Source organism: Nitrospira lenta, from assembly GCF_900403705.1.
In the GTDB taxonomy this organism is placed as follows: Bacteria; Nitrospirota; Nitrospiria; order Nitrospirales; family Nitrospiraceae; genus Nitrospira_D; species Nitrospira_D lenta.
This window is the reverse complement of sequence record NZ_OUNR01000019.1, coordinates 21098-42430: the sequence shown is the minus strand read 5'-3', so window position 1 is coordinate 42430 and position 21333 is coordinate 21098. Positions and strand designations below refer to the sequence as shown.

The following is a 21333-nucleotide window of genomic DNA, read 5'->3' as shown; positions in this document are numbered from 1 at the left end:
GGCAGAGCACGGATTACTCTGCGGATGAGGAAGCTGTCCCTGGCATCCGTCGGCGCGCCACGCCGCTGTCGCGCGCGGCGGTGGCTACTGCCCGGGCGACCTGCGGGACGACGGTTTTGTCGAAGAGGCTGGGGATGATGTAGTCCTCACTGAGCGCGCTTGGGGGAATCACCTCGGCTATGGCTTTGGCGGCCGCCAGCTTCATGATTTCGTTGATCTCTTTGGCCTGCACATCGAGGGCCCCGCGAAAGATGCCGGGGAATGCCAGCGCGTTATTGATCTGATTGGGGAAATCGGATCGCCCGGTGGCAAAGATGCGACAGTGCGAGGCGGCGAGTTCCGGGGATACTTCCGGATCCGGATTCGCCATCGCAAAGACGATGCGTTCGGGAGCCATCAGCTCAAGGTCCTCGGCCACGAGAATATTTCCGACCGAAAGCCCGATAAAGACGTCGGCGCCCTTCAGCGCATCGCGCAAGGTTCCCGTCGGTGCCGCGCGGGTTATGCAGGTTGCCAGATCGGTTCGACAGGCGTGCAGTTGCTCCGGGCTGCCGGACAGAATGATGCCTTCTTGATCGCATCCCAGCAGATGCGAGACGCCGGCTGCCAGCAACATCCGGCAACAGGCCGTGCCGGCGGCGCCAAGACCGTTGACAACCACGCGGATGTCCTCGATCTGCTTTCCTGTGACGAGTAGCGCATTGGTCAGGGCGGCCAGAATCACTACCGCCGTGCCGTGTTGATCGTCGTGCATCACCGGGACGTCGAGTGAGGCTTTCAATCGCCGCTCGATATCAAAACAGCGGGGCGCACTGATGTCTTCCAGATTGATTGCGCCGAATCCCGGCGCAATGCCCTGGACAATGCGGACGATCTCGTCGGGGTCCTGGGTGTTCAAGCAGAGCGGCCAGGCGTCGATCCCGGCGAGCTCTTTGAACAGCATCACCTTGCCTTCCATCACCGGCAGGGCCGCTTCTGGCCCGAGGTTGCCAAGTCCTAACACCGCAGACCCATCCGTCACCACTGCAACGCTATTGCTCTTGCTCGTGAACGCATAGACCTTGGATTTATCGCGCGCGATAGCCTGAGAGACTCGCCCGACTCCTGGGGTGTAGACCATTGAGAGGATGTTTCTAGTGTTGATCGGGATCTTGCCTTCGACGCGAATCTTGCCGCCGAGGTGTAAGAGAAAGATCCGGTCGGAGGCCGACAGCACAGTCACATCGGGAAGGGCGTTCAGCCGGGCGAGCACCTTCTCGCCATGCGTTTCATTGCGCACATCGAAGGTAACGTCCCGAACCATGTGGGTTGTGGTCGCCGAGACGATATCTACCGCGCCGAGATTAGCTCCCTCATCGGCCAGCAAGGCGGCTACGCGGGCGAAGATGCCGGGCGTGTTGGCCAATTCCAGTCTGACGGTGAGACGATAGTTGGAATAGGGGCCGAGATCGACCATTGTGGAGACTCCGGTGAAATCTCAGTAATAAGCCTATCACATAAGCGCGCCGTTCCTGAAAAAGAAGGCGGATATGACTGCGGAAATGACGCGCGCACGTTCTTGGCTGAAGGAGTTGACTTTCAGCATATCTTTGGCATACCGTGCTCACGCAATTTGCCTGATCGTGACAGGCACTCATTCCAAACTTTCAAAACCTTTCAGGGGGAGAACAGTTATGAAGAGCATCTTGATGGCAATCATGGCAGTGGCAATCGCAGTGACGTTCAGCGCGCCGTCCTTTGCCGGCGAAGAGAAGAAGAAGGAAGAGAAGAAGGGCGGCCACGTGGTGCTCAACGAAGAGAAGAAGAAGGAAGAGAAGAAGGGCGGTCACGTGGTGTTCAACGAAGAGAAGAAGAAGGAAGAGAAGAAGGGCGGTCACTGATCGACAGACACCCATTGCGGTGTCGGTTATCCGTGCCTCTGACTGAATCTGTTCCAAGGCCTACGATCATTATGGTCGTAGGCCTTTTTTATTTCCTGCGGCGTTGACCCTCCTCAAGAGGCGATGGTACGGTGCGAGGATGACATCTACATCTGATCGCAAACCAAATCGCCTGCATACCGAAACGAGCCCCTATCTCCTCCAGCATGCCTTCAACCCGGTTGATTGGTATCCCTGGGGCCCCGAGGCGTTGACCGCCGCCAAGGCGTCGAACAAACCGATTCTGTTGTCAATCGGCTACTCGGCTTGTCACTGGTGCCATGTGATGGAACGGGAGTCGTTTGAGAACGACGCGATTGCCGCTATCATGAATCGCCATTTCATCTGCATCAAGGTAGATCGGGAGGAGCGGCCGGATCTTGACGAGATCTATATGGCGGCGACTGTGGCGATGAACAACGGTCAGGGCGGCTGGCCGATGACGGTGTTTCTCACCCCGGATCAGGAGCCGTTTTTCGCAGGGACCTATTTCCCTCCGGAGGACCGCTGGGGCCGGCCCGGGTTCGGCACGTTGTTGAAGAAGATTGCCGACTACTGGGAGAAAGATGCGGTCGGCGTTCGGACACAAGCCAAAGACCTGACTGAGCGATTAAAAGGCGAAGGCCGAATCCCCTCCCCGATCTCCGTCAGTGAGTCGGTGTTGGACGATGCCGTCACGCAATTCAAGGAAGATTTTGACAAAACCTACGGCGGTTTTGGTGGCGCGCCGAAATTCCCTCCGGCGGCTGGACTGTCGTTGTTATTGCGGTGCTATCGGCGGTCTGGGGATGCGCACACACTGGCGATGGTCACCAAGACACTCGACATGATGGCGGCCGGGGGCATCTACGACCAGATCGGCGGCGGATTCGCTCGCTATTCCACCGATGCCCGCTGGCTCGTGCCGCATTTCGAAAAGATGCTCTACGATAACGCGCTGTTGGCTCGCGTGTATGTGGAGGCCTACCAGGTCACCAAGAACCCCGATTACCGGCGTGTAGCCTGCGAAGTCTTGGACTATATATTGAAAGAAATGACCGGACCGACCGGCGGATTTTATTCCGCGACCGACGCGGATTCTGAAGGCGTCGAAGGGAAATTCTTCGTGTGGCAACCGGCGGAGGTGCAGGCCGCGGCGGGGAATGCAGAAGATGCGCGGCGATATTGTGCGCTCTACGACATTACGGAGAAAGGCAATTGGGAGCACGTCAGTATTCCCAATCGCCTGCGGCCCTTGTCCGAGATTGCGAAGGAACTCAATCTGACCGGCGATGAGTTGTCGGAAACGGCCGCGCGGGTGAAGCCCCTCCTCTATCGCGCGCGGCAGCAGCGTGTGCCTCCCGGCCTCGACGACAAAATTCTTACCGCGTGGAACGGCATGATGTTGTCGGCGATGGCGGAAGCGGCGCGAGTGTTCGGTGAAACCCGTTATCGCGACGCGGCCATGCTCACGGCGGACTTCCTCTTGAAGACGCATGTGCAGTCCGATGGACGACTCTTGCGCACCTCGCGTGCCGGACGTGCCCACCTTGAGGCGTATTTAGAAGATTACGCCTATCTGGCGGAGGGACTCATCGATCTGTACGAAGCCGGGGCGCCTGAGCGGTATCTGCAGGCAGCGGTCGGACTAGCCGACAGAATGCTGTCCGATTTTATGGACGGAGAACAGGGTGGATTTTTCACGACGGCCACGCATCATGAGGCGCTCATTCTTCGCGGCCGTGAAGGAGCCGACGGGGCCACACCCAGCGGCAATGCCGTGGCGGCGTCGGCGCTGGCGCGGTTGGCGTGGCATTTCGATCGGCAGGATTGGCGGGATGCGGCGGTCGGCGCGATTCGAGCCTACGGGAGACAGATCACGCGCTATCCCCGCGCATTTGCCAAGAGTCTGGCGGTGGTCGATTTCTTGACGGAAGGTCCGGTGGAATTAGCCTTTATCGGCGACGGTGAACAAGCGGCTACCCAAGCGCTGTATCGGGCGGTAGCGGACGAATATCTTCCCAACCGGATCATCGCGGCGATCGGATCAGGCGCCGGCTCCACCCTGCCCTTACTGCAGGGAAAGTCAGTCGTTGCGGGACGGCCCGCGCTGTATATCTGCCGGAACTTCAGCTGTCAGCGTCCCATCACGGATTCGAACGCTGTAGCCGAGGCCCTCCGCCTCCATCGGTCGAGCGTCGCCACAGCCGCTGGTCGAACAGAGACGTTGCTGAGTGGGGCACAGTTGTCCGGTCATGCGACGGTGCAAGGTACGGCGGCCTATGCGGCGAACATGGTGGGGCTGTCCCCGTCCGGTTCTCTTGCGCATGGCTATACGGCCGCTGGATCGACCGGGCTCACGGTGTCCCGGCTGGGGTTTGGCACATACCGGGTCGATACAAAAAATCCGGAACATCGGCAGGCCTTCAAGCAGGCGTTGGCGGCCGGCTGCAATCTCATCGATACGTCGACCAATTATATGGATGGAGACAGTGAACGCCTTGTGGGTGCGGTGCTGTCCGACCTCGTCAAAGCGGGGCAGTTGGCGCGAGAACAGGTTGTGGTCGTCTCCAAGATCGGCTACGTGCAGAGTCAGAATCTCAAGCTTGCCGAGGCTCGGGAGAAAGCCGGCCGGCCCTACCCTGACATGGTTAAGTATGGAGACGGGATTTGGCACTGCCTCCACCCTGAATTTCTCGCCGATCAACTCGCACTGTCTCTCGATCGCTTGGGGCTTGCGACGCTCGATGTGTGCCTGCTGCACAATCCGGAATATTTTTTGTCGGAAGCCGCGCACCGGAATGAGCCTGATTTGGTGGCCCTCCGCGACACGTTCTATGACCGGCTGCAACGCGCATTCGTGTATTTTGAAACGCAAGTCGCGGCCGGCCGGTTGCAATACTACGGAGTCTCGTCGAATACCGTGACCTCGCCTGCCGGTCATCCCGAAGCCACCTCACTGAGTCGCATGCTTGATGCGGCGCGGGCTGCCGCGCACGAGGCGAAGCAAACAGCGCACCATTTCCGCTGGTTGCAATGCCCGATGAATCTCTTCGAGTCCGGCGCGTTGCTGACGGCGAATACCGGCGCCGGCGGCGTTCAGACGGTGCTCGAGCTGGCCCGGCAGGAAGGCGTGGCCGTCCTGGTGAATCGTCCACTCAACGCCATGCCCGGCCAAGGCGGTGGGATCCTTCGCCTTGCCGACTTCCCCTTGGAGGATCAACCGGTGGATTTTGTCCGGCAACGGGAGCGCCTGGCTGCACTGGAGGATGAGTATCGCCGCACGATCGCGCCGTCGGTTCCACAGAGCGGCCAGGGCACCGACCCGGCTGAGTTTTTCAACTGGGCGCATGAGTTGGATCGCGTCAGGCCTCAGCTGCAAGGGTTGGAACATTGGGAGCAGATCGAACATCAGATGATTGCCCCTCACGTCAATCAGGTGCTGCAAGCCTTGTCGCGGACGCTGTCCGGTACGGCGGCCGAGCAATGGGAGGCTTGGCGCGACCGGTATGTGCCGGAATTACTGACGTTGCTGCGGGGATTGCGGCGCGAAGCCACGGAACGAAGTCTTCGACGGACCGCGGCGGTGGCGACGGCGGTTGATTCCGTGCTCCCGCAAGTTCGACGATCGGAATCCCTCTCACGAAAAGCGCTGTGGGTGTTGATCAGCACGCCGGGCGTCACGTGCGTGCTGAACGGCATGCGGACGCCGGCCTATGTCGCGGACTCGGTACGGGTCCTCCAGTGGCCCGCGCTGGAGTCGGCGCGGGCGGCTTATGAGATCGCCAAGACTATCGCCTTTCCCAAAGACTTAGGGTAATCTCCGGGTAGAACGGAAGGAGGCGGTATGATGCATCGACCAGTTCATGGACTCATCCTTGGGTTTCTTGCGGTATCGCTGACCGTCGGCGCGTCGGGCTGCGCCACCAAGTCCGGATACGGGGCTGGCGACGAGTTGAGTGCCAGTGAAGAGCGGATTCCCGATCAAGCTATTCGAGAACCCGCTCCACAAGAGGTGGGCACCCCGGTCACGCGTACCAGCCCTGGCATGCGCGCCGAGCTGTCTGCCAGAAATGCGACAGGCGCGGAGCGAAGCATCCTCCCGGATGTTCTATTCGATTTTGACCGGGCCACGCTCCGGCTCGATGCCTTGCCGATTTTAGATGCCAACGCGAAAAAACTGGCGGACGAGGGAACCACACGGATTCTTCTCGAAGGACGCGGCGATGAAATGGGGACGTCCGCCTATAACTTGGTCTTGGGCGAGCGGCGGGCGGCGGCAGTGCGCTCCTATCTCAAGCAGTTGGGACTCGACATGGATTTGCGCACGACCAGCTACGGCAAGGATCGTCCCCTCTGTTTTGAGCATCAGCAGGAATGCTGGCAGAAAAACCGCAGTGTCCACTTTGTGGTGAAAGAATAGGAGCGCACAGGCGTGGTATTTGGCTCTCCCGTCTGGTTTCCCCGCAATCCCTTCTGTGATGGCGCAGAGGGTCCTGTCGTCTAACCTGCAAATCTCTCCTATGTCCAGGGGCCTCTTCCATGGCTAAGCTCGCCGTCATCGATATCGGAACCAACTCTATCCATATGGTGCTGGCAGAAATACTGCCCGACGCTAGTTACAAGATTCTGGATCGATTCAAAGACATGACCCGTCTGGGCAATGGGGCCTTCGCCGCGAAGCGACTATCCGACGAAGCCATCGGCCGCGGAGTCGGTGTGTTAAAGACCCTGGTGACTTTGGCGAGGAATAAGGGATTTGAGCGGATTGCCGCGGTTGCGACCAGTGCGGTGCGGGAGGCCAAGAACGGCGGCGATTTCGTTGATCTGGTCGAGGAGCAGACCGGCATCAAGATCCGCGTGATCAGCGGGATCGAAGAAGCCCGGCTGATTTTTCTCGGCGTGCGACACAGCATGGCCTTGTCTGATAAGCCGACACTGGTGGTCGATGTGGGTGGCGGATCCGTCGAGCTCATTGTCGGGACGCGGGATGGATTACAGCATGCCAAGAGTCTGAAGCTCGGCGCGATTCGTTTGTCCGATCAATATGTGAGAAAAACTCCGCCCACCGAAGCCATGGTCATGCAGTTGAACGAAGCCGTCTCGCGGGCGTTGAAGGGGGCTCTGGATGCATTCAACGTGAAACCGTTCGATGCCGTCGTCGCCACCTCAGGAATGGCCGGCAATGTGGCGGAGATTGTTCATCTGAAGCAGACCGGCCGGCCGTTGCCGCAGCTCAACTTGGCAAAGGTGCGGTTGAAAGACCTGCGCATGGTCGAGGCCGAACTCAGCAAGTCATCTGTCAAAGCGCGCTTGGGCATTCCCGGGCTTGATCCAAAACGGGTCGATACGTTGTTTCCAGCGGTGGTCGTTCTGCGTCGTCTGTTGGAACTCTCGGGGACCGACGAGATGACGGTATGCGACAAAGCCATCCGTGAAGGAGTGATCTACGATTTCATCGATCGGCATCGCGACGGGCTTGATGCGGAGCGCGAGATTCCGGACGTGCGCCGGCGCAATGTGATCGGATTGGCTCGACGCTGCCATGCACCGGAAGTGCACTCGCTGCACGTGGCCAGCCTGGCCCTGCGGTTGTTCGATCAAACCAAGCGATTACATCATCTCGGTGAGGTCGAGCGCAGTTGGTTGGAATATGCTGCGGTCTTACACGATATCGGCTATCTGATCAATCCCCGGCAGCATCATAAACATGCCTACTATCTGATCAAGAACAGCGACATCGGCGGATTGACGGCGGAAGAAATCGAGGTGGTCGCCAATATCGCCCGGTATCATCGCCGGTCCATGCCGGCAGCCAAGCATGAGGGCTATGCGGATCTCTCGTTGAAGCTCAAACGGACCGTACGGATTCTCTCGGCTCTCTTGCGAGTGGCCGATGCCTTGGACCGGACGCACTTTTCCGTGGTGCAGACGGTCAATGTGAAGATCGGTCAGACCTTGACCATCATGGCCACGGTCAGCGGCGATGCGGCCATGGAGATGTGGTCGGCTTCGCAGCGGACGGATCTACTGGAACAGGTCTTTCGTCGGCGCGTGCAGTTCAGCGAAGTACCGCAGCCGGTGTGACCTCGCCTGTTCTCATCACTCTTTGTATGTACTCTTGTTCTTCCTGGCCTGTCCCAACGCGCGGAGTTGTGTGGGAGTGCACCACCAATGGAGCAGTCCTTCCCCTGCCCTGGCCTGTCCGGGCAGATGGATCAGGCCGACTCCGGCCTTCTTCATCGGATAATTCCGTGACACCTGTCCGCTGAGTAGGTAGCCGGCCATTGTCCCCAGCAACGGTTCGTGTCCCACACAGAGGATGACGGAATGTTCCGGGAGGGTTCGAACGAAAGCCGTCAGAAATTGCGGCGTGGAGCCTGGCTCCAAGGCCTTGCACACGGATATGGTGACAGAAGGACAGAGCACGGTGTTGATGATCGCGGCGGTTTCCCTGGCCCTAGTGAGAGGGCTCGTGAAGAGGTGTGTGGGCGCGAGTTCCATGGCAGCGAGGCCCTTCGCCACTTGGCGTACCTTCTTTCTGCCTTGATCGGTCAAGGGGCGCGTCTCGTCACGGTCGGACCATTCCCCTATCTCGACAGCGATGCCATGGCGCATCAATACACAATCCATACAGCGAATCTCCTTGGTGTAGAGGTACGCTAGCATACTTGTGAGGTGGAGTGAATGAATGCCGCGGGTGTCGTGTGGCAACTAGGCGCTGAGGGGAAGGACTCGTTCTTTTCGCAGAAGCCGGTAGCCGGTTTCTGCGACTTTGGCAATGAGGGGCTCAGCCCCGTCCCGGTCCGCAAATTTCTGATTGAGTGAGGCTGCGAGTTGATCAAGTTCACGATCGTGAGTGAGAGGATCGTTGCCCCATAACAGGCTGCGGAGTTCTTCTCGCGGCACCACCTTTCCCGTGGTCTTGGCCAAACGCAGGAGCGTGTGCCATTCTGGTTTGGTCAGGACCAGCCGGCGCCCACGGAACGTGGCGACGTATTGGGTGCTGTCGAGTACGAGATCATCGTCGAGATCGTCGAGACTTTCCGGCATGCTGGCGGCGAGACGCCGCAACACGGCGTGCACCCGAGCCACCAGCTCACGAGGGCTGTAGGGTTTTGTCAGAATATCGTCGGCTCCGCTTTCCAGCCCGGCCACGCGAGCGTCTTCCGAGGTCAGCGCCGTCACCAGAATGATCCCCATGGACTTGGTTTGCGGGTCTTCGCGCAGCCGTCGACACAAATCTTTTCCGCCGATACCCGGCACCATGAGATCCAGCACGACTAAGGCGGGCCGGTTCTTCCAGATATCCTGTATGCCGGTCTGTCCGTCAAAAGCGATATTGGTGCGAAACGAGGCTTTGCGGAGGACTTGATCGATGGCCCGGGCCTGGTCTTGATCGGCTTCAATGATTTGGATGATTTCAAGACTCATAGATGTACTCGTGTCTTATCTCTATCGGCGGAAATGGAAACAGGCTTGAGCGGGAGAACGTTGGTAGAGGCTGAAAGTTGGAGTCCAGAGGGGGATGCCTCAAACCTCAAACGGTCGGCTTGGTGCTTAGGGGCGATGCGTGCCGATCAAGCGGTGGAGGCTGTCAAATGCCTGGCTGACCCAAGAGTCGGACGTGTCGGATTTAGGGCCACCGTTCGTACGTCCGGTAGTGGAAGCGGCGAGTTGTTTGATTCGGCCAGTGACATCGCGGTAATCCGGTTGGGCGCGCGCGAGTTGGCGATACACCGTCAGGGCTTCCTTGTTCTGGAGAGCGGATTGAAGGGCCCGGGCGAGCAGGTATTGCACATCAAGGACTTCTTTGGGTGAGGCAGAGGAATCGTTCAGGGCGACGCGGAAAGCCTGGATGGCGGCACGCGTATTGCCCATAGTTCTGCAGCAAATACCGATTTGCGCATGTGCTTTCAACCACAACGCGGGGCTTTTACTCGCCTCTTCGAATAGGGCCAGGGCCTCCTCAAGACGGTTCTCGTTTTTCATGCGCAGCCCGTCTTGATAGAGCGCTTCGGAATTCTGTTCTGTCGAGCGCGCGCGCGTGACGGCTGCGGTCTGAGGGGCGCTTTGAGGGACAGTCCGAGCCTGCGGAATAACGGCATCGATCTCCGTCGTATCTTCGGGAGCGGCCGCCAGGATCGCCAGTTCCTCACGTCCGGCGAGCGGAAGAATGCCGCCTTTGCTTCGGTCCAACGCCGCCTGTGCGACGAGTTTAGAGGTGACGACCCTTGCCTGTTCGGCGAACCCATAAGTGAGTGCGATTTCGCAGACTTGATTGATGAGCCGGGGATTCCCCTTCGTCAGTCGATGGATCAGGGCGCAAGACTTGTTCGTGAACAGCGAGGGAGATCCGCCGGCAACCTGCAGCCGGTGGCGGATGCAATGTCCCGTTTCCGTTTCGGTGAGCGGCTCCAGATGATAGTCGACCACGATGCGCTGAGCGAACTGCGTCATGTCGATCCGTTGGAGCAGTGCCTGAAGATCGGGCTGGCCAGACAGAATAATCTGTAGTTTGAGTGTCTTCCCGTCGTTCAAATTCGAGAGCAGGCGAAGCTCTTCGAGCAACTCGACGCCGAGACTTTGCGCTTCATCGACAATGAGAATGACTCGGCGGTGTTGCTTCGATTCTTGTGCCAGGAATTGCGTGAAGACGTGATAGGCCTCGACCGGATCGAGTTGCTTGGTGCTTAAGCCGAGGGAGAGCAGAATCCAGGGTAACAAGTGCTCAATGTCGTAGCGCGCGTTGGTGATGAGCCCGATCGAATGTTTTTGACCATGTTCAGCAATAAGTTTTTGTAGCAGCGACGTTTTACCCATGCCGGGATCGCCGGAGAGGACCATGAACGGGGCTTGGCTGAGAATGCCGTACTCCAGCAGGCCATAGGCCGCTCGATGCATCGCGCCGGCATAGAGGAAGTCGCTGTCCGGCAGGAGCGCGAAGGGCTTGGCGCGAAGATTGTAAAACGTTTCGTACATAATAGGTCAGTTCCCCAAGAGTGTTCTCATGCTAGCCGGTGTGGCCGCCAGTTGTCCGGCCTTGTTGAGGACGGTGCCAAGAACGGGGCGTGAATCCTTCACTAGCGAGAAGGCCCGTTGTACATCTCCTGCGGAGGTTTTCCCTTCCTCCACCACCAGCAGCAGCGCATCGGTATAGGGAGAAAAGGCCAGCACGTCGGCGGTCTGTAACAGCGGAGGCAAGTCGAAGATCACAATCCGTGATGGATAGCGATGCTTGAATTCTTCGACGAGCGCCAGCATCTTCGGCGAGGTCAAGATTTCGGTCGAATTTTGGATGGCCCTTCCTCCCGGAAGCAGCACGAATCGGCCGATGCCAGGATGGACTAACAGATTTTCGACGGGCACGTCATCGAGAAGATAATCGGCCAGACCGGGACAGTCTTTCAATCCGAAGACGTCATGGATGCTGGGATTGCGCAGGTTGGCATCGACCAGTAAGACGGTCTGCGTGGATTCCATAGCCAGACTGACGGCCAGGTTCACGGCCGTCAGCGTTTTCCCCTCACCGTCTCCGGGGCTTGTGATGCCGAGCACGTTCCAGCCCTTTTCACGGAGCCGGTGCATGACCTGGGTACGAAGGATCTTGAATGCGTCGACGAACGGCCCTTTGTCATACGCCGCCATGACGCGCCGCTGGCGAAGAACCGAAATGGGCACGTCCAGCGTTTTTGTCCTGGTATAGACAATCGGAGGCGGCACCGCTTGCGGACCGGCGGATCGCCCTCCATGAATTTTATTGGAAGACCCGCTCTGTTGGTCTTTATACAGTTGTACCGCAGTGCGAAATCGGTCCATGAGAACTCCTATGAGACATCACTGACTTACTCTATGCCAAATCGCCTCAGGGCTGCAAACCACAGCACGTCGAGCGGCATGACGAACGCATGCAGCAGGACGAGGATCATCGCCACTGCGCCGACGCCGGCTCCTCTGACGAGCCGTCGGTATGCGACGGCTTTTGAGAGGTCCTGCTCATTGGGCATGAAGGGCACTACGGCTAACGGGAACATATGAGTCAGTTGTGCGAGTTGTTCAGGGGAGCGAATGGAATGGTCCAACGATTCTGCCGCGGCACCCGATCCGAGTCCACCGCCGACGGCCAGGATAAGTCCGAGCAGTACAATCGCAAGCCGGTTCGGTTTGTCCGGTTTTTCCGGAAGGCTGGGCGGATCGATGAGAGAAAACCGCTCGCCCTTGCGCTGGACTTCCAAGCCTTCAGACACCTTGGCTTCCAATAGTCTGGAGCGAATGTCTTGATATTTTTGGCCGGAAGTATCCCGGTCCCGAATCAAGACGAGATACTCCGGCTCAAGTTCCGGAGTTTTTTCCAGCCTGGTCGCATAGGACTGGATTCGTCGCTTCACGTCGGTTTTCGTTTTGCGAAGCGCGTCCAGCGTCGAGGTGGCTGAGTTTAGCTGTGCCTGGAGATTGATGTACGCGGGGTTTTCCGGCCGTTGAGCCGGGTTCTTGCGCAGCGGTACGGCTCTGAGTGTGCGCACTTCTTTCTCAAGCGCGGCGATGCGCTGCCGTGCGGTTACGACATCAGGATGTTCGCTCCCCAACCGTTCAGAGATAGTTGCCAGGCTAGCTCTGGCATCGACTAGTTGCTTCGACGCCTCTTCGACCTCCGGAAGGTGGCCGGTCTCCTTTTCCAGCGCCTCAATCTCCTGCTTCATCTTCACAATATCGGGGTGGTCTGGTGCCAGGTTGCCGGTTGCTCCCGCATACTCCGCGCGGAGGGAGCGAAGGCGATCGGCTGAGTCAAGAATGCGTTCACCACTGGCGGAAATCATCGGGCTGTTCGGCTTGATTGTGGCGAGTTCCCCTTCCAGATAATTCTTGCGTTCCTCAAGGGTACGGATCTGCTGGTCCACATCCATCAATTCCCGATCGGACTGATTCATGAGCTGCTGATTCAGCGGCATCAGTTCCGGCAGCGCGCCTTGCGCCCGCTGTTTGAAGCCGGCAATCTTGTCGTCGATTTCCCCAATGTGCTTGGCGAGATTCTCTGCTTCCTGCTGGAGGAATGACGTGGCTTCTTGTGCTTGGCGTTCGCGGCTCTTGAGGTTCTCTCCCAGAAATAAACTGGTCAGCTCGTTTGCTACTTTTTGGGCCAGGTCAGGAGACTTGCTTTGATAGGCGACGGTGAAGGCAATGGTGGCCTTGGTGGCATGTTGGGTTCGCTTATCCACGACGTCGGCGCTGATGACTTCTACTTGAATGTCCTTGATAAAGCGTTTGACGACCTCTTCGGCCGGACTCGCCGTGCGCAGGTCTTGGTAGAGGTCGAATTGCTCAACGACTTTCCACAGCGTGGTGCGGCTCATGACCTGCTGTTTGATGGTCTCGATGCGCTGGTCGGCATAGCTGGTAATGGTCGATCGAACGAGGTCGGTCGGGATTTCCTGCTCTTCGATCAAAATCGTGGCCATGGACTTGTAGGTCGGCGGCCAGAGAAATGCTGCCGCAAGGCTGGCGAGCAGCAGGATCCCTCCGGTCATCAGAATGAGCGTTCTGCGCCGAGAAAAAATCGCGACGTAGTCCTTGAGACTGTGAGGTGAATCGCTTGAGGGCATGTGAGGTTGAGGTCCCATAATTAGTTCACTCAGTTTGATAGTGCGAGTTTCGGTGGATAATAGGTCAGCATCAGCATTGCGGCGTTGGAGGTCGCCGTTGTGGCAAAGCCATCGACGTCGCGTCTGCCGTAGGTATAGAAGGCTTCCAGCTTCCACCACTCGAGAAACTTCCAGGCCAGCTTGGGCGATATGCCGACATAACGTTGTTCGGCAAGTGTCCCTCCCGAGATGGTGTGCGTGGCGCCGGAGGTAATATAGCCATTGGCATCAAGAGAGCCTGTGATGGTCTCGGAAATCTTATAGGAACCTGAGAGACTAACTCGATCTGTCTGGATCAGCAAGCCAAACCCGCTGGGAATGATATCGCGAGATGCGCTGAGTTGGAGAGACCCGCTCTCGAATTGCTTGGCGAGGCTCGCTCCATAGATCCAGATGGTTTCATGTGCTTTGATGTCGCCTCCCGGCGCCTGATTGGTTGTACTGATAAATCGGGGGCCGCCGAACGCGGTTCCCGTAAGGGATTCCGTGAACACATGGGCTACGGTCAGCATGAGGCCTGGTATTGAGGCTCGGAAGTCGGAGGACGCGGCCGTCGTATAGAAGCTCGTATAATTGCCTGTTATTTGGACCTGGTCCTGTTCAGTCAATTGATAGAGTAACCCGCCGGAGCCGCCAAGAAGCTGGTAGTTAACGAGTCCGAGTCGGCGGCCATCCTCATAGGTGGTGTCCGTAAATTGAACAGATGATTGGACGGAAAGCTTCTCCGTGAGGCGATGGGTCCATGTGGGGTTCGCATTCCACTGGTTCCGTTGCGTAAACCGCACTACGATTCCGGTCGTTAGAAGTTCGCTCATCAAGGTGTTATCACGGGTAAAGCCCCCGGTAAATCCCAAGAGGTCCTTTTCCGTTTTGTAGCGTACCGAAAGAGGCAGGAAGATGTTGGTAAAGTTTGTTTCCTCGCCCCCATAGTAAGAGACGAAATCGGCCGCCACTTTTCCGCTCACTTCCAGCCGCTCCGTTTTTCCGGCAAATTCGGCCGCAGGCGAGATCCAATACCCATAGGTCGCATCGTGCGGTAACGGAGTGAGAAGGAGGTTGTCGTTATACACGCCTTTCACTCCGAGCGATGGAACGATCGACCACTCAGCCGCGTGACTTTGGGATACCATGCCAATTCCTACGAGGCAGATCCAGAGGATGCCCCGGGTAAGGCCTCGCCGGAAGATTTGAAATCCGCCGCAGTCTTGACCTACTCGCCTCCAGTGCATTGTCTACGGCACCATCACGGTGTCACCGCGCTGGAGAAGAATGTTCTGTTCCAGATCCTGTCCTTTGCGGAGGTCTCCGTAGCGCACGGGGAAGACCTGCTGCTGTCCTCTCACCCGCCGGATCACCTTGATATCGTTTTCCGCGGCAAAGGGCGTCAGCCCTCCTGCCAGACTCAACGCTTGAAGCACGTCGGTATAGTGGCCGATCAGATATTCTCCTGGCTTGTTCACCCGTCCGACGACATAGATTTTATAGCTCAACACTTTCATAACCGCGACAGAAACATTCGGGTTCGGGATGTATTTGATCAGGCGTTTGATGAGATCGGTCCGAATGTCCTCCACGGTCCGATCCTCGGCCTGGATATCCCCGACGAGAGGAAACGAAAACATGCCGTCGGGACGGACGACGACTTCGCGGGTCAGTTGCTCATCTTTCCAGACCGAGATCAGCATGACATCTTCCGCTCCAAGCCGATAGCCGGGGTCGACTTGGGGTACAACCGGTGGCGCTGCCATGGCGGGTAACTCAATCGACAGCGATCCAATGCTGATGATCACGACTGCGGCAATCAGCCTCAGGCATGGCAAGAGTAACTGATGGTCAAACATGCGTCGGCCTCTATCCTTTCGTCTGAGACAGAATCTGTTCTGCTTCCTGTCTTCCCTGGAATGATTCAGTGCTCTTCAGCGCTTTGGCGAGGTGGACCCTCGCTTCAGATGTTTTGCCCGTCTGGAAATAGGCCATTCCAAGATGATAGTTCAGTGTCGGAACATCCGGAGCTTTTGTGACCGCATCCTTCATGATCCGCAACGCCTCTTCCTGCTGCCCCATCTTGAGACGCACCCAACCGAGTGTATCCAGAAAGAGCGGGTGCGGTGCGTCTTTTTCAAAGTCACGGCTTAACGAGAAGGCTTTCTGTAAACTCTGTGGGTCCCCTTTTGAGTCAACGAGCATGACAGCCAGGTTATTAGCTGCCAGTACATTGCGGGGGTTCAAGCGTAATGCCCCGTCATAGGCCGCGATGGCTGGATCGACTTGACCATTGGCGGTATGGGCTATGGCTAGCAGCATGTATAACTCTTCGCTGTTCTGGTTGGCCGTGAGACCGGCTTGGATAACCTGCACCGCTTGATCTGGCTGCTTTTGGGCGAGCCAGAGGGTTCCCCAATCAAGCCAGGGAGTGATCCACTTGGGGTTGACCCTGGTGGCCTCTTTGAATTGGCCGTCGGCTTCCGTCGGATGACCGGTCATGGCGAGTACTTCGCCCAGCAGCCCGTGGCCGAACAGATGATCCGGTTGAGCCGCCACCAGCGCTTCGAGTCTGGCTCTGGTCCGATCGGTATGGCCTTGTGCGATATCCAGTTTGATGAGAGATAAAAGCGGCTCTGGCTCATTCGGGGCCAGGGCCGTTGCCCGCTCATAGGCCCTGCCTGCCTGATCGAGCTTTCCCTGTGCCTCTCGTAGACGGCCTTCTGCCATGAACGCGACTAGACTATCTTTCGAGGCGGATCTAAGTCGTTCAAGCGTGCGTTCTGCGTCGGCCCAATTGTTTGTCGCAAGATCGAGATTCATCAGCATGTCGAGCGCAGCCAGGTCGTCCGGGCGTTGCTTCAAGAGATCGTCGAGTCTGGCGCGAGCCTGCTGAGGTTTGCCGCTCTGGGTGTCGAGCGCGGCCAATGAGCGGCGGGCATCCACTTGTCCCGGATAGAGGGCGACAGCCCGTTCGAAGCTCTCCTTCGCCAGGTTGATTTCGCCGGTCACCTGATGGGCCTGTCCGAGTAGAAAATGGACGGTCGCCAATTCAGGTTGGTCATGCAAGACGGTTCGAAAGGCCTGGACCGCGTCTTTGCCGTTGCGCTTTGCCAGGGCCATGCGTCCGGAGAGTACCAATGCTTCAGTTGATCGAGGGTTAATCTTTAGGACTTCCTGAATCTGCCTGGCCGCGTCGGCCTGCTTCCCTGCATAGAGGTCGAGCTCCGCCAATTTAACCGTCGCGTCCAAGCCGGCGGCCTTGTCCTTCTGTTCTTTGATCAAGGTTTGATATTGTTCGCGTGCCTGAGGCTCCTGCCCGTTCTTGAGATAGAATTCAGCCAGGCCGAAGCGAAGTTTAGTCGAATGGGACAAGTGGCTCACTGCCTCGAGGAGCACCTGTTCCGCAGCGTGCGAGTTCTTTCGGGTCTGAAGGAAATCGGCCAGCAGAAGCCGGCGTTCTTCGCTCTGTGGAGCGAGGGCAATCGCCTCGCGCAGGACAGTCTCTGCCCTGTCGGGAGTGCCCTGTTCGTCGTAGAGCCGGGCCAGTCTCAAGCGGTGATCGAACACGGTCGGTTCGGCATCGATCATGCGACGAGCGACGGATTCCGCACCGGCGAGATCTTTCGTCTGGAGCAGGATCGAATTCAAATTATTGAGGAGATCCATGTCCTTGGGGTGGGCATCCAGCGCCTGTCGAAGAGCGGTAACGGCATCTGCTGTTCGCTGTTGCTGCCCGTAGAGCGTAGCCAGCAGGATCGCGACATCCGGCTCCGTGGGAAATTCCTTGGCGAGGGTTTCGGCTTTAAGCGTGGCTTCCGGTAGCGATCCCTCCAGTGCCAGGACCGCGATCTTCAGCGCACCGGCCTGTGGATTCCTGGGATCGCTCGCGAGGACTTTATCGGCGGTCGCGAGCACTTGGTCGCTCAGACGGGCTTCCAAATAATACTTCGCCAAGGTGATCAACGCGGCGCTGTGGGTGGGGTCGAGTTCGACCACTTCTTGATAGAGCCCCACGGCATTGCGCCAGTTCTTTTCCTTCTCCTCGACCTGTGCAAACAGAAAGTACGCATTGGCGTCTTTGGGATCAATCTTGAGCACATTGCGCAGGGCCACTCGCGCTTTCGGATAGTTTCCGGCCGTGAGGTAATCCTGCGCCTTGGTCAGATACTTGGCTTTCCGTTCTTCCGGCCCACCGCAGGCGACGAGTACGACCGCCATACTTACGATGATGAGGTGTTTATAGTTCATGGTGTTACCTTTGTATTGCGCGATTCACACGCGTGAGGTCTGAAGTGAGAGAGTGGGCTGATCCCAAAACCGTCTCATCTCCAACCCCGGCAATTTGTCGTCCTCTCCTCTTAATCGTCCCACACTCCCCTGCTCGCTCATAGCCACATCTTGATCCCTAATCCGAACAACACCCAGAGTGAGACCAGTCCGAGTTGCTTGACTCGATCGGAAAAAGCATGGAGCAGTAACTCAAACGAGAAAAACAGCACGATGAGCTTGGCCGCAAAGAAGCCGAGCGATGACACATTCGCTTGCACCCCGGGAAGAAATGGGACAATCACAGCCAGGCAGATCATTAAGTAGTCAAGAGGGGTCGTTTGAAAACGGCTTTGGCTGTCGAATCGCATGGTCAGCAAGACCATGATCGCCATGGCCCCGAACAAAAGATGGTAGGTCGTGGGAATAGGAAATCCGGCGTTTAACCAGGAGGCATCACTGACATAGAGCAGGCACGTGCTGCCGAGATAGAGTCCTCCGCGGACAAAATAGGGTGCCAGTCGAGGAATAAATGCGAGTCCGAGCAAGACAATGAGGAATAGCCCCGTCGACAGGTAGCCGATATCGTGCGGAACTTCGGTCGGAAGAAATACCGTGGTAATCAGAAAGAGAGGGACGACGACCGCGAGAAAGCGAATGGGCAAATCATGGAGCCAGTGACGATTCAGGACATCTTCGAGCCATTGCTCAGACCGGACCCGCGCGCTTTCGGGGGATGGCTTGGCAAAGAAGCCTCGGCCCGCAGCAATAAATAGGGCCAAGACGATGCCGGCTAGGCCAAGGTAGAGTGGGATGATCAAGACATCCGATTGCCAGCGCAGGAAATAGGCCGATGCCACCATGAGACCCTGAATGCCATAAATAGCCGTGACGGCTTCATAGTGGTGTAGACCCATGGCCAGGAGTTTGTGGTGAATGTGCGTGCGGTCTCCGACGAACGGCGATCGTCCTTCAGCCAGACGTTGAGCTGAGACGCCCAGGGTGTCCAGAAACGGCAGTCCCAGAAGAAAAAGCGATAGTCCGGGGCTGAAGGGGCCTCTAGACGAATCGGTCAGGAGAATCGCCAGGACTCCCATCATGAAACCAAGCAGCTGACTGCCGCCGTCTCCCATGAAAATCCTGGCCGGATAGGTATTGTATCGCAGGAATCCCAGGAGGCCTCCCATGAAGGGAACAGCCAGCAAGAGTACCAACGAGTCGTTCGAAAGATGGGCAAGATACGCGATACCGCAGAGTGTGAGGAAGGAGAGTCCCCCGGCCAGTCCATCGAGGCCGTCGGTGAGGTTCACCGCGTTTGAGACGGCCACGAGGAAGAGCACGGTGACCGGGATACTGACCCACACGGGCAGTTCAGCGTCAAGGGAAAACGGGACACTCTCGAAGCGGATGCCTCCGATGAGAATGACCGCGAAGGCGGCAAGGACTTGTCCCAGCAATTTGGGTCGATAGCCGAGGTCCACTCGATCGTCCCAGACGCCGAAGCCCAGGATGATCAATCCGCCCAGGAGCACTGACAGCGTGGTGACGCTTTTCGGCGCCCACCAGGCGATGCTGACACAGGCCCCTAGTGCGAAGGCTATGCCCCCCACTCTGGGGACCGGATGTTGATGGACCTTGCGCTCGCCCGGCTGATCCATGAAATGGAACCGGTCCGCCAGGATCCGCAAGGGCGGAATGAGCGCCATGCAGATCAGCAGTGAGGTCATGAAGCTAAAAAATAGTTCGCTTGTCATGAATCTCTATCCATCATCTCTTAATCCGGCACATACCGGTTCAATTCGGACTGCATGGCTGATACGAATTGCCGCATGCGTTGGTCAACGATCTCTTCGGTTTCGCCGGGCCCGACAAGGGAGGCGATACGCACCAGGGCTCCGTCGGTTCTCGCGCGCAGGAGGGCATCCCAGAATAAGTAGAATTTCACCAGGTACTCGCTGGTGAGAATGCGCTCCCGTTGCTTAAACCAGTACAGGACGATTTGTTTTTGATGCCCCTTTTCTATGACGACGCGGTTGGCATGGAGCGTGTGAGTCGTGCCGGACACCGGAGCAAAATCCAAATTTTTGAGGGAGGAAATTTCCCATCCACCGCCGGGGAGACAACTTTGCGGAGAATGTGCCGATTGCCCTTTTCGCTGCGATCGGTAGTAGGCCGAATAGAACGTGACGGGCTGGCTACTGTCGTGGCGATATTCCACCAGCGCGTAGTCGTCGAACCGCAGCGCATCGATATACTGCTGCTCCAGCGACAAGGATGTGCCGGTCCATTCTTCGATGTGCAGGGGGAAATCGACGAACAACGCCCGGTCCGGTGGAACTTCTATCCTCTGGCTGAGGAAGGAGGAGGCCACTGCCACGGGAATCAACAGCCCCACGCTGAAGAGATAGGCGGATGGCAGCGCGCGCGAGGCTAAGACGGAGGAGGAAGCGAAGGCTGAGGAAGATGTCGGAGAGCGATCGATCCAGGAGAATCGGTCTTGAAGGGATACTGTTCCATCATTCGATCCGATTCTGGCGAGGATCCACATTTCCAGAATCAACAGACCGAGGCTTGCCATGAACAGCACCCAGCCTTCAAAGAGATGGGCGAAGCCTTCGGATGCTCCCTGCCCGTACCATTCGACGAGAACGCCGATCATGCCGATGCGAAACCCGTTTACCAGGATCGAGATCGGGATCGACGAGAGAACCAGGGTAATGCGTTTCCACATCCGGTCCTTGAACAGATAGGCGCAGAGCAACGCCAACGAGGTCAGCGGGAGCAGATAGCGAATTCCGCTGCAGGCTTCCACGACTTGCAGTTGCACCGGACCCAAGTCGATCACATTTCCTTCACGGAAGGCCGTCACGCCCACGAGTTGCAGACAGCCGACCCCGAGCGCGGATGACCACAACTGTAGTTGACTCGACAGTCCGGCGTAGAAGAACGTGGGTAGCGGAATACTGGTCAGCAAATAGAAAAGCGGAAAGGCGATTGTGCGGCTGGCCTTGACGCCGATGGCGCCGATCACCAGCCCTACGAGAACGATCCAGAGGGAGAGGTGTTGGAGCACATAGAGAGTGGCGAGTTCTCCGACCAGATATAGTAAGAGACCGGTCACAACAATGGTCAGGCCCCACCAGGAGCTGGTGATTCCTGCCGCAGCGATACGGTGCTGTGATTGCCAGATCAGAAAGAGGCTGATAAACGGGACGAACATGCCATGGCTATAGTCATCGCTGCCGATCCAGTGGTTAAACAGAAACACCAAGCTTTCAAAGTAGAGATAGCCCAGTGAAACTGTGGCGAGAACTGCGCTGAAGCCTAGTAAAAGCTTGCTGCTCATAAAGATGCGCCCGATGTAATGGATCTACAGCAGAGTGACCGCGTAGAGGGTATGTATCTGGATACCAGATTGACTGTTGTAAGGCAACCTTCTTACTAGAATTTCAGAGGGCATCTACGTAGTTCCCCATCCGTGATCTATTGTGACCGTCAATCGGCATGGAGGATATACAATCATTTGCCGTATTTCGATTTATGGA

General features: G+C 57.6%; 15 protein-coding genes. 4 read left to right on the top strand and 11 right to left on the bottom strand.

All coding sequences use genetic code 11. The annotated features are described in order from the left end of the window. Window positions 1–13 precede the first annotated feature (13 nt). Window positions 14–1456 carry an NAD-dependent malic enzyme gene (locus NITLEN_RS14865; RefSeq protein ID WP_121990429.1) on the bottom strand — a complete coding sequence of 481 codons (1443 nt, stop codon included), beginning with the start codon at window positions 1454–1456 and terminating at the stop codon, window positions 14–16. A gap of 73 nt (window positions 1457–1529) precedes the next feature. On the opposite strand from NITLEN_RS14865, the gene NITLEN_RS18480 reads away from it, so the two are divergent. From NITLEN_RS18480 to NITLEN_RS14845, 4 genes are all read left to right on the top strand, one after another. Further along, the gene (locus NITLEN_RS18480; RefSeq protein ID WP_245924519.1) at window positions 1530–1880 is read left to right on the top strand and encodes a hypothetical protein; all 351 of its coding nucleotides are present in this window, start codon (window positions 1530–1532) and stop codon (window positions 1878–1880) included. 139 nt (window positions 1881–2019) lie between these two features. Then, window positions 2020–5718, top strand: a complete 3699-nt coding sequence (locus NITLEN_RS14855; RefSeq protein WP_121990427.1) for an aldo/keto reductase — start codon at window positions 2020–2022, stop codon at window positions 5716–5718. 27 nt (window positions 5719–5745) lie between these two features. Further along, the gene (locus tag NITLEN_RS14850; protein WP_121990426.1) at window positions 5746–6321 is read left to right on the top strand and encodes an OmpA family protein; all 576 of its coding nucleotides are present in this window, start codon (window positions 5746–5748) and stop codon (window positions 6319–6321) included. Window positions 6322–6440: 119 nt separating this feature from the next. Continuing rightward, the gene (locus NITLEN_RS14845; RefSeq protein ID WP_121990425.1) at window positions 6441–7985 is read left to right on the top strand and encodes a Ppx/GppA phosphatase family protein; all 1545 of its coding nucleotides are present in this window, start codon (window positions 6441–6443) and stop codon (window positions 7983–7985) included. 15 nt (window positions 7986–8000) lie between these two features. Here NITLEN_RS14845 and NITLEN_RS14840 read toward each other — a convergent pair whose 3' ends face one another. The 10 genes from NITLEN_RS14840 to xrtD form a co-directional block, all read right to left on the bottom strand. Continuing rightward, window positions 8001–8531 (bottom strand): SixA phosphatase family protein, encoded by a 531-nt coding sequence (locus NITLEN_RS14840; RefSeq protein ID WP_181416894.1) that lies wholly within the window; start codon window positions 8529–8531, stop codon window positions 8001–8003. An 81-nt stretch (window positions 8532–8612) separates the two neighbouring features. Next, window positions 8613–9332 (bottom strand): response regulator transcription factor, encoded by a 720-nt coding sequence (locus NITLEN_RS14835; RefSeq protein WP_121990423.1) that lies wholly within the window; start codon window positions 9330–9332, stop codon window positions 8613–8615. A 126-nt stretch (window positions 9333–9458) separates the two neighbouring features. Then, on the bottom strand, window positions 9459–10880 hold the full coding sequence (locus NITLEN_RS14830; protein WP_121990422.1) for an AAA family ATPase: 1422 nt from the start codon (window positions 10878–10880) through the stop codon (window positions 9459–9461). A gap of 6 nt (window positions 10881–10886) precedes the next feature. Then, on the bottom strand, window positions 10887–11717 hold the full coding sequence (locus tag NITLEN_RS14825; protein WP_121990421.1) for a CpsD/CapB family tyrosine-protein kinase: 831 nt from the start codon (window positions 11715–11717) through the stop codon (window positions 10887–10889). A 26-nt stretch (window positions 11718–11743) separates the two neighbouring features. Next, the gene (locus tag NITLEN_RS14820) at window positions 11744–13516 is read right to left on the bottom strand and encodes a GumC family protein (protein WP_121990420.1); all 1773 of its coding nucleotides are present in this window, start codon (window positions 13514–13516) and stop codon (window positions 11744–11746) included. Window positions 13517–13527: 11 nt separating this feature from the next. Next, window positions 13528–14667: a porin family protein gene (locus tag NITLEN_RS14815; protein ID WP_121990419.1), complete on the bottom strand. Its 1140-nt coding sequence runs from the start codon at window positions 14665–14667 to the stop codon at window positions 13528–13530. Between the two features lie 102 nt (window positions 14668–14769). Continuing rightward, on the bottom strand, window positions 14770–15378 hold the full coding sequence (locus NITLEN_RS14810; protein ID WP_121990418.1) for a polysaccharide biosynthesis/export family protein: 609 nt from the start codon (window positions 15376–15378) through the stop codon (window positions 14770–14772). 10 nt (window positions 15379–15388) lie between these two features. Further along, complete coding sequence (locus tag NITLEN_RS14805) at window positions 15389–17770, bottom strand: tetratricopeptide repeat protein (RefSeq protein ID WP_121990417.1); 2382 nt, start codon at window positions 17768–17770, stop codon at window positions 15389–15391. Between the two features lie 137 nt (window positions 17771–17907). After that, on the bottom strand, window positions 17908–19542 hold the full coding sequence (locus NITLEN_RS14800; protein WP_121990416.1) for a glycosyltransferase family 4 protein: 1635 nt from the start codon (window positions 19540–19542) through the stop codon (window positions 17908–17910). Between the two features lie 20 nt (window positions 19543–19562). Continuing rightward, complete coding sequence (xrtD, locus tag NITLEN_RS14795) at window positions 19563–21134, bottom strand: VPLPA-CTERM-specific exosortase XrtD (protein ID WP_121990415.1); 1572 nt, start codon at window positions 21132–21134, stop codon at window positions 19563–19565. Window positions 21135–21333 lie beyond the last annotated feature (199 nt).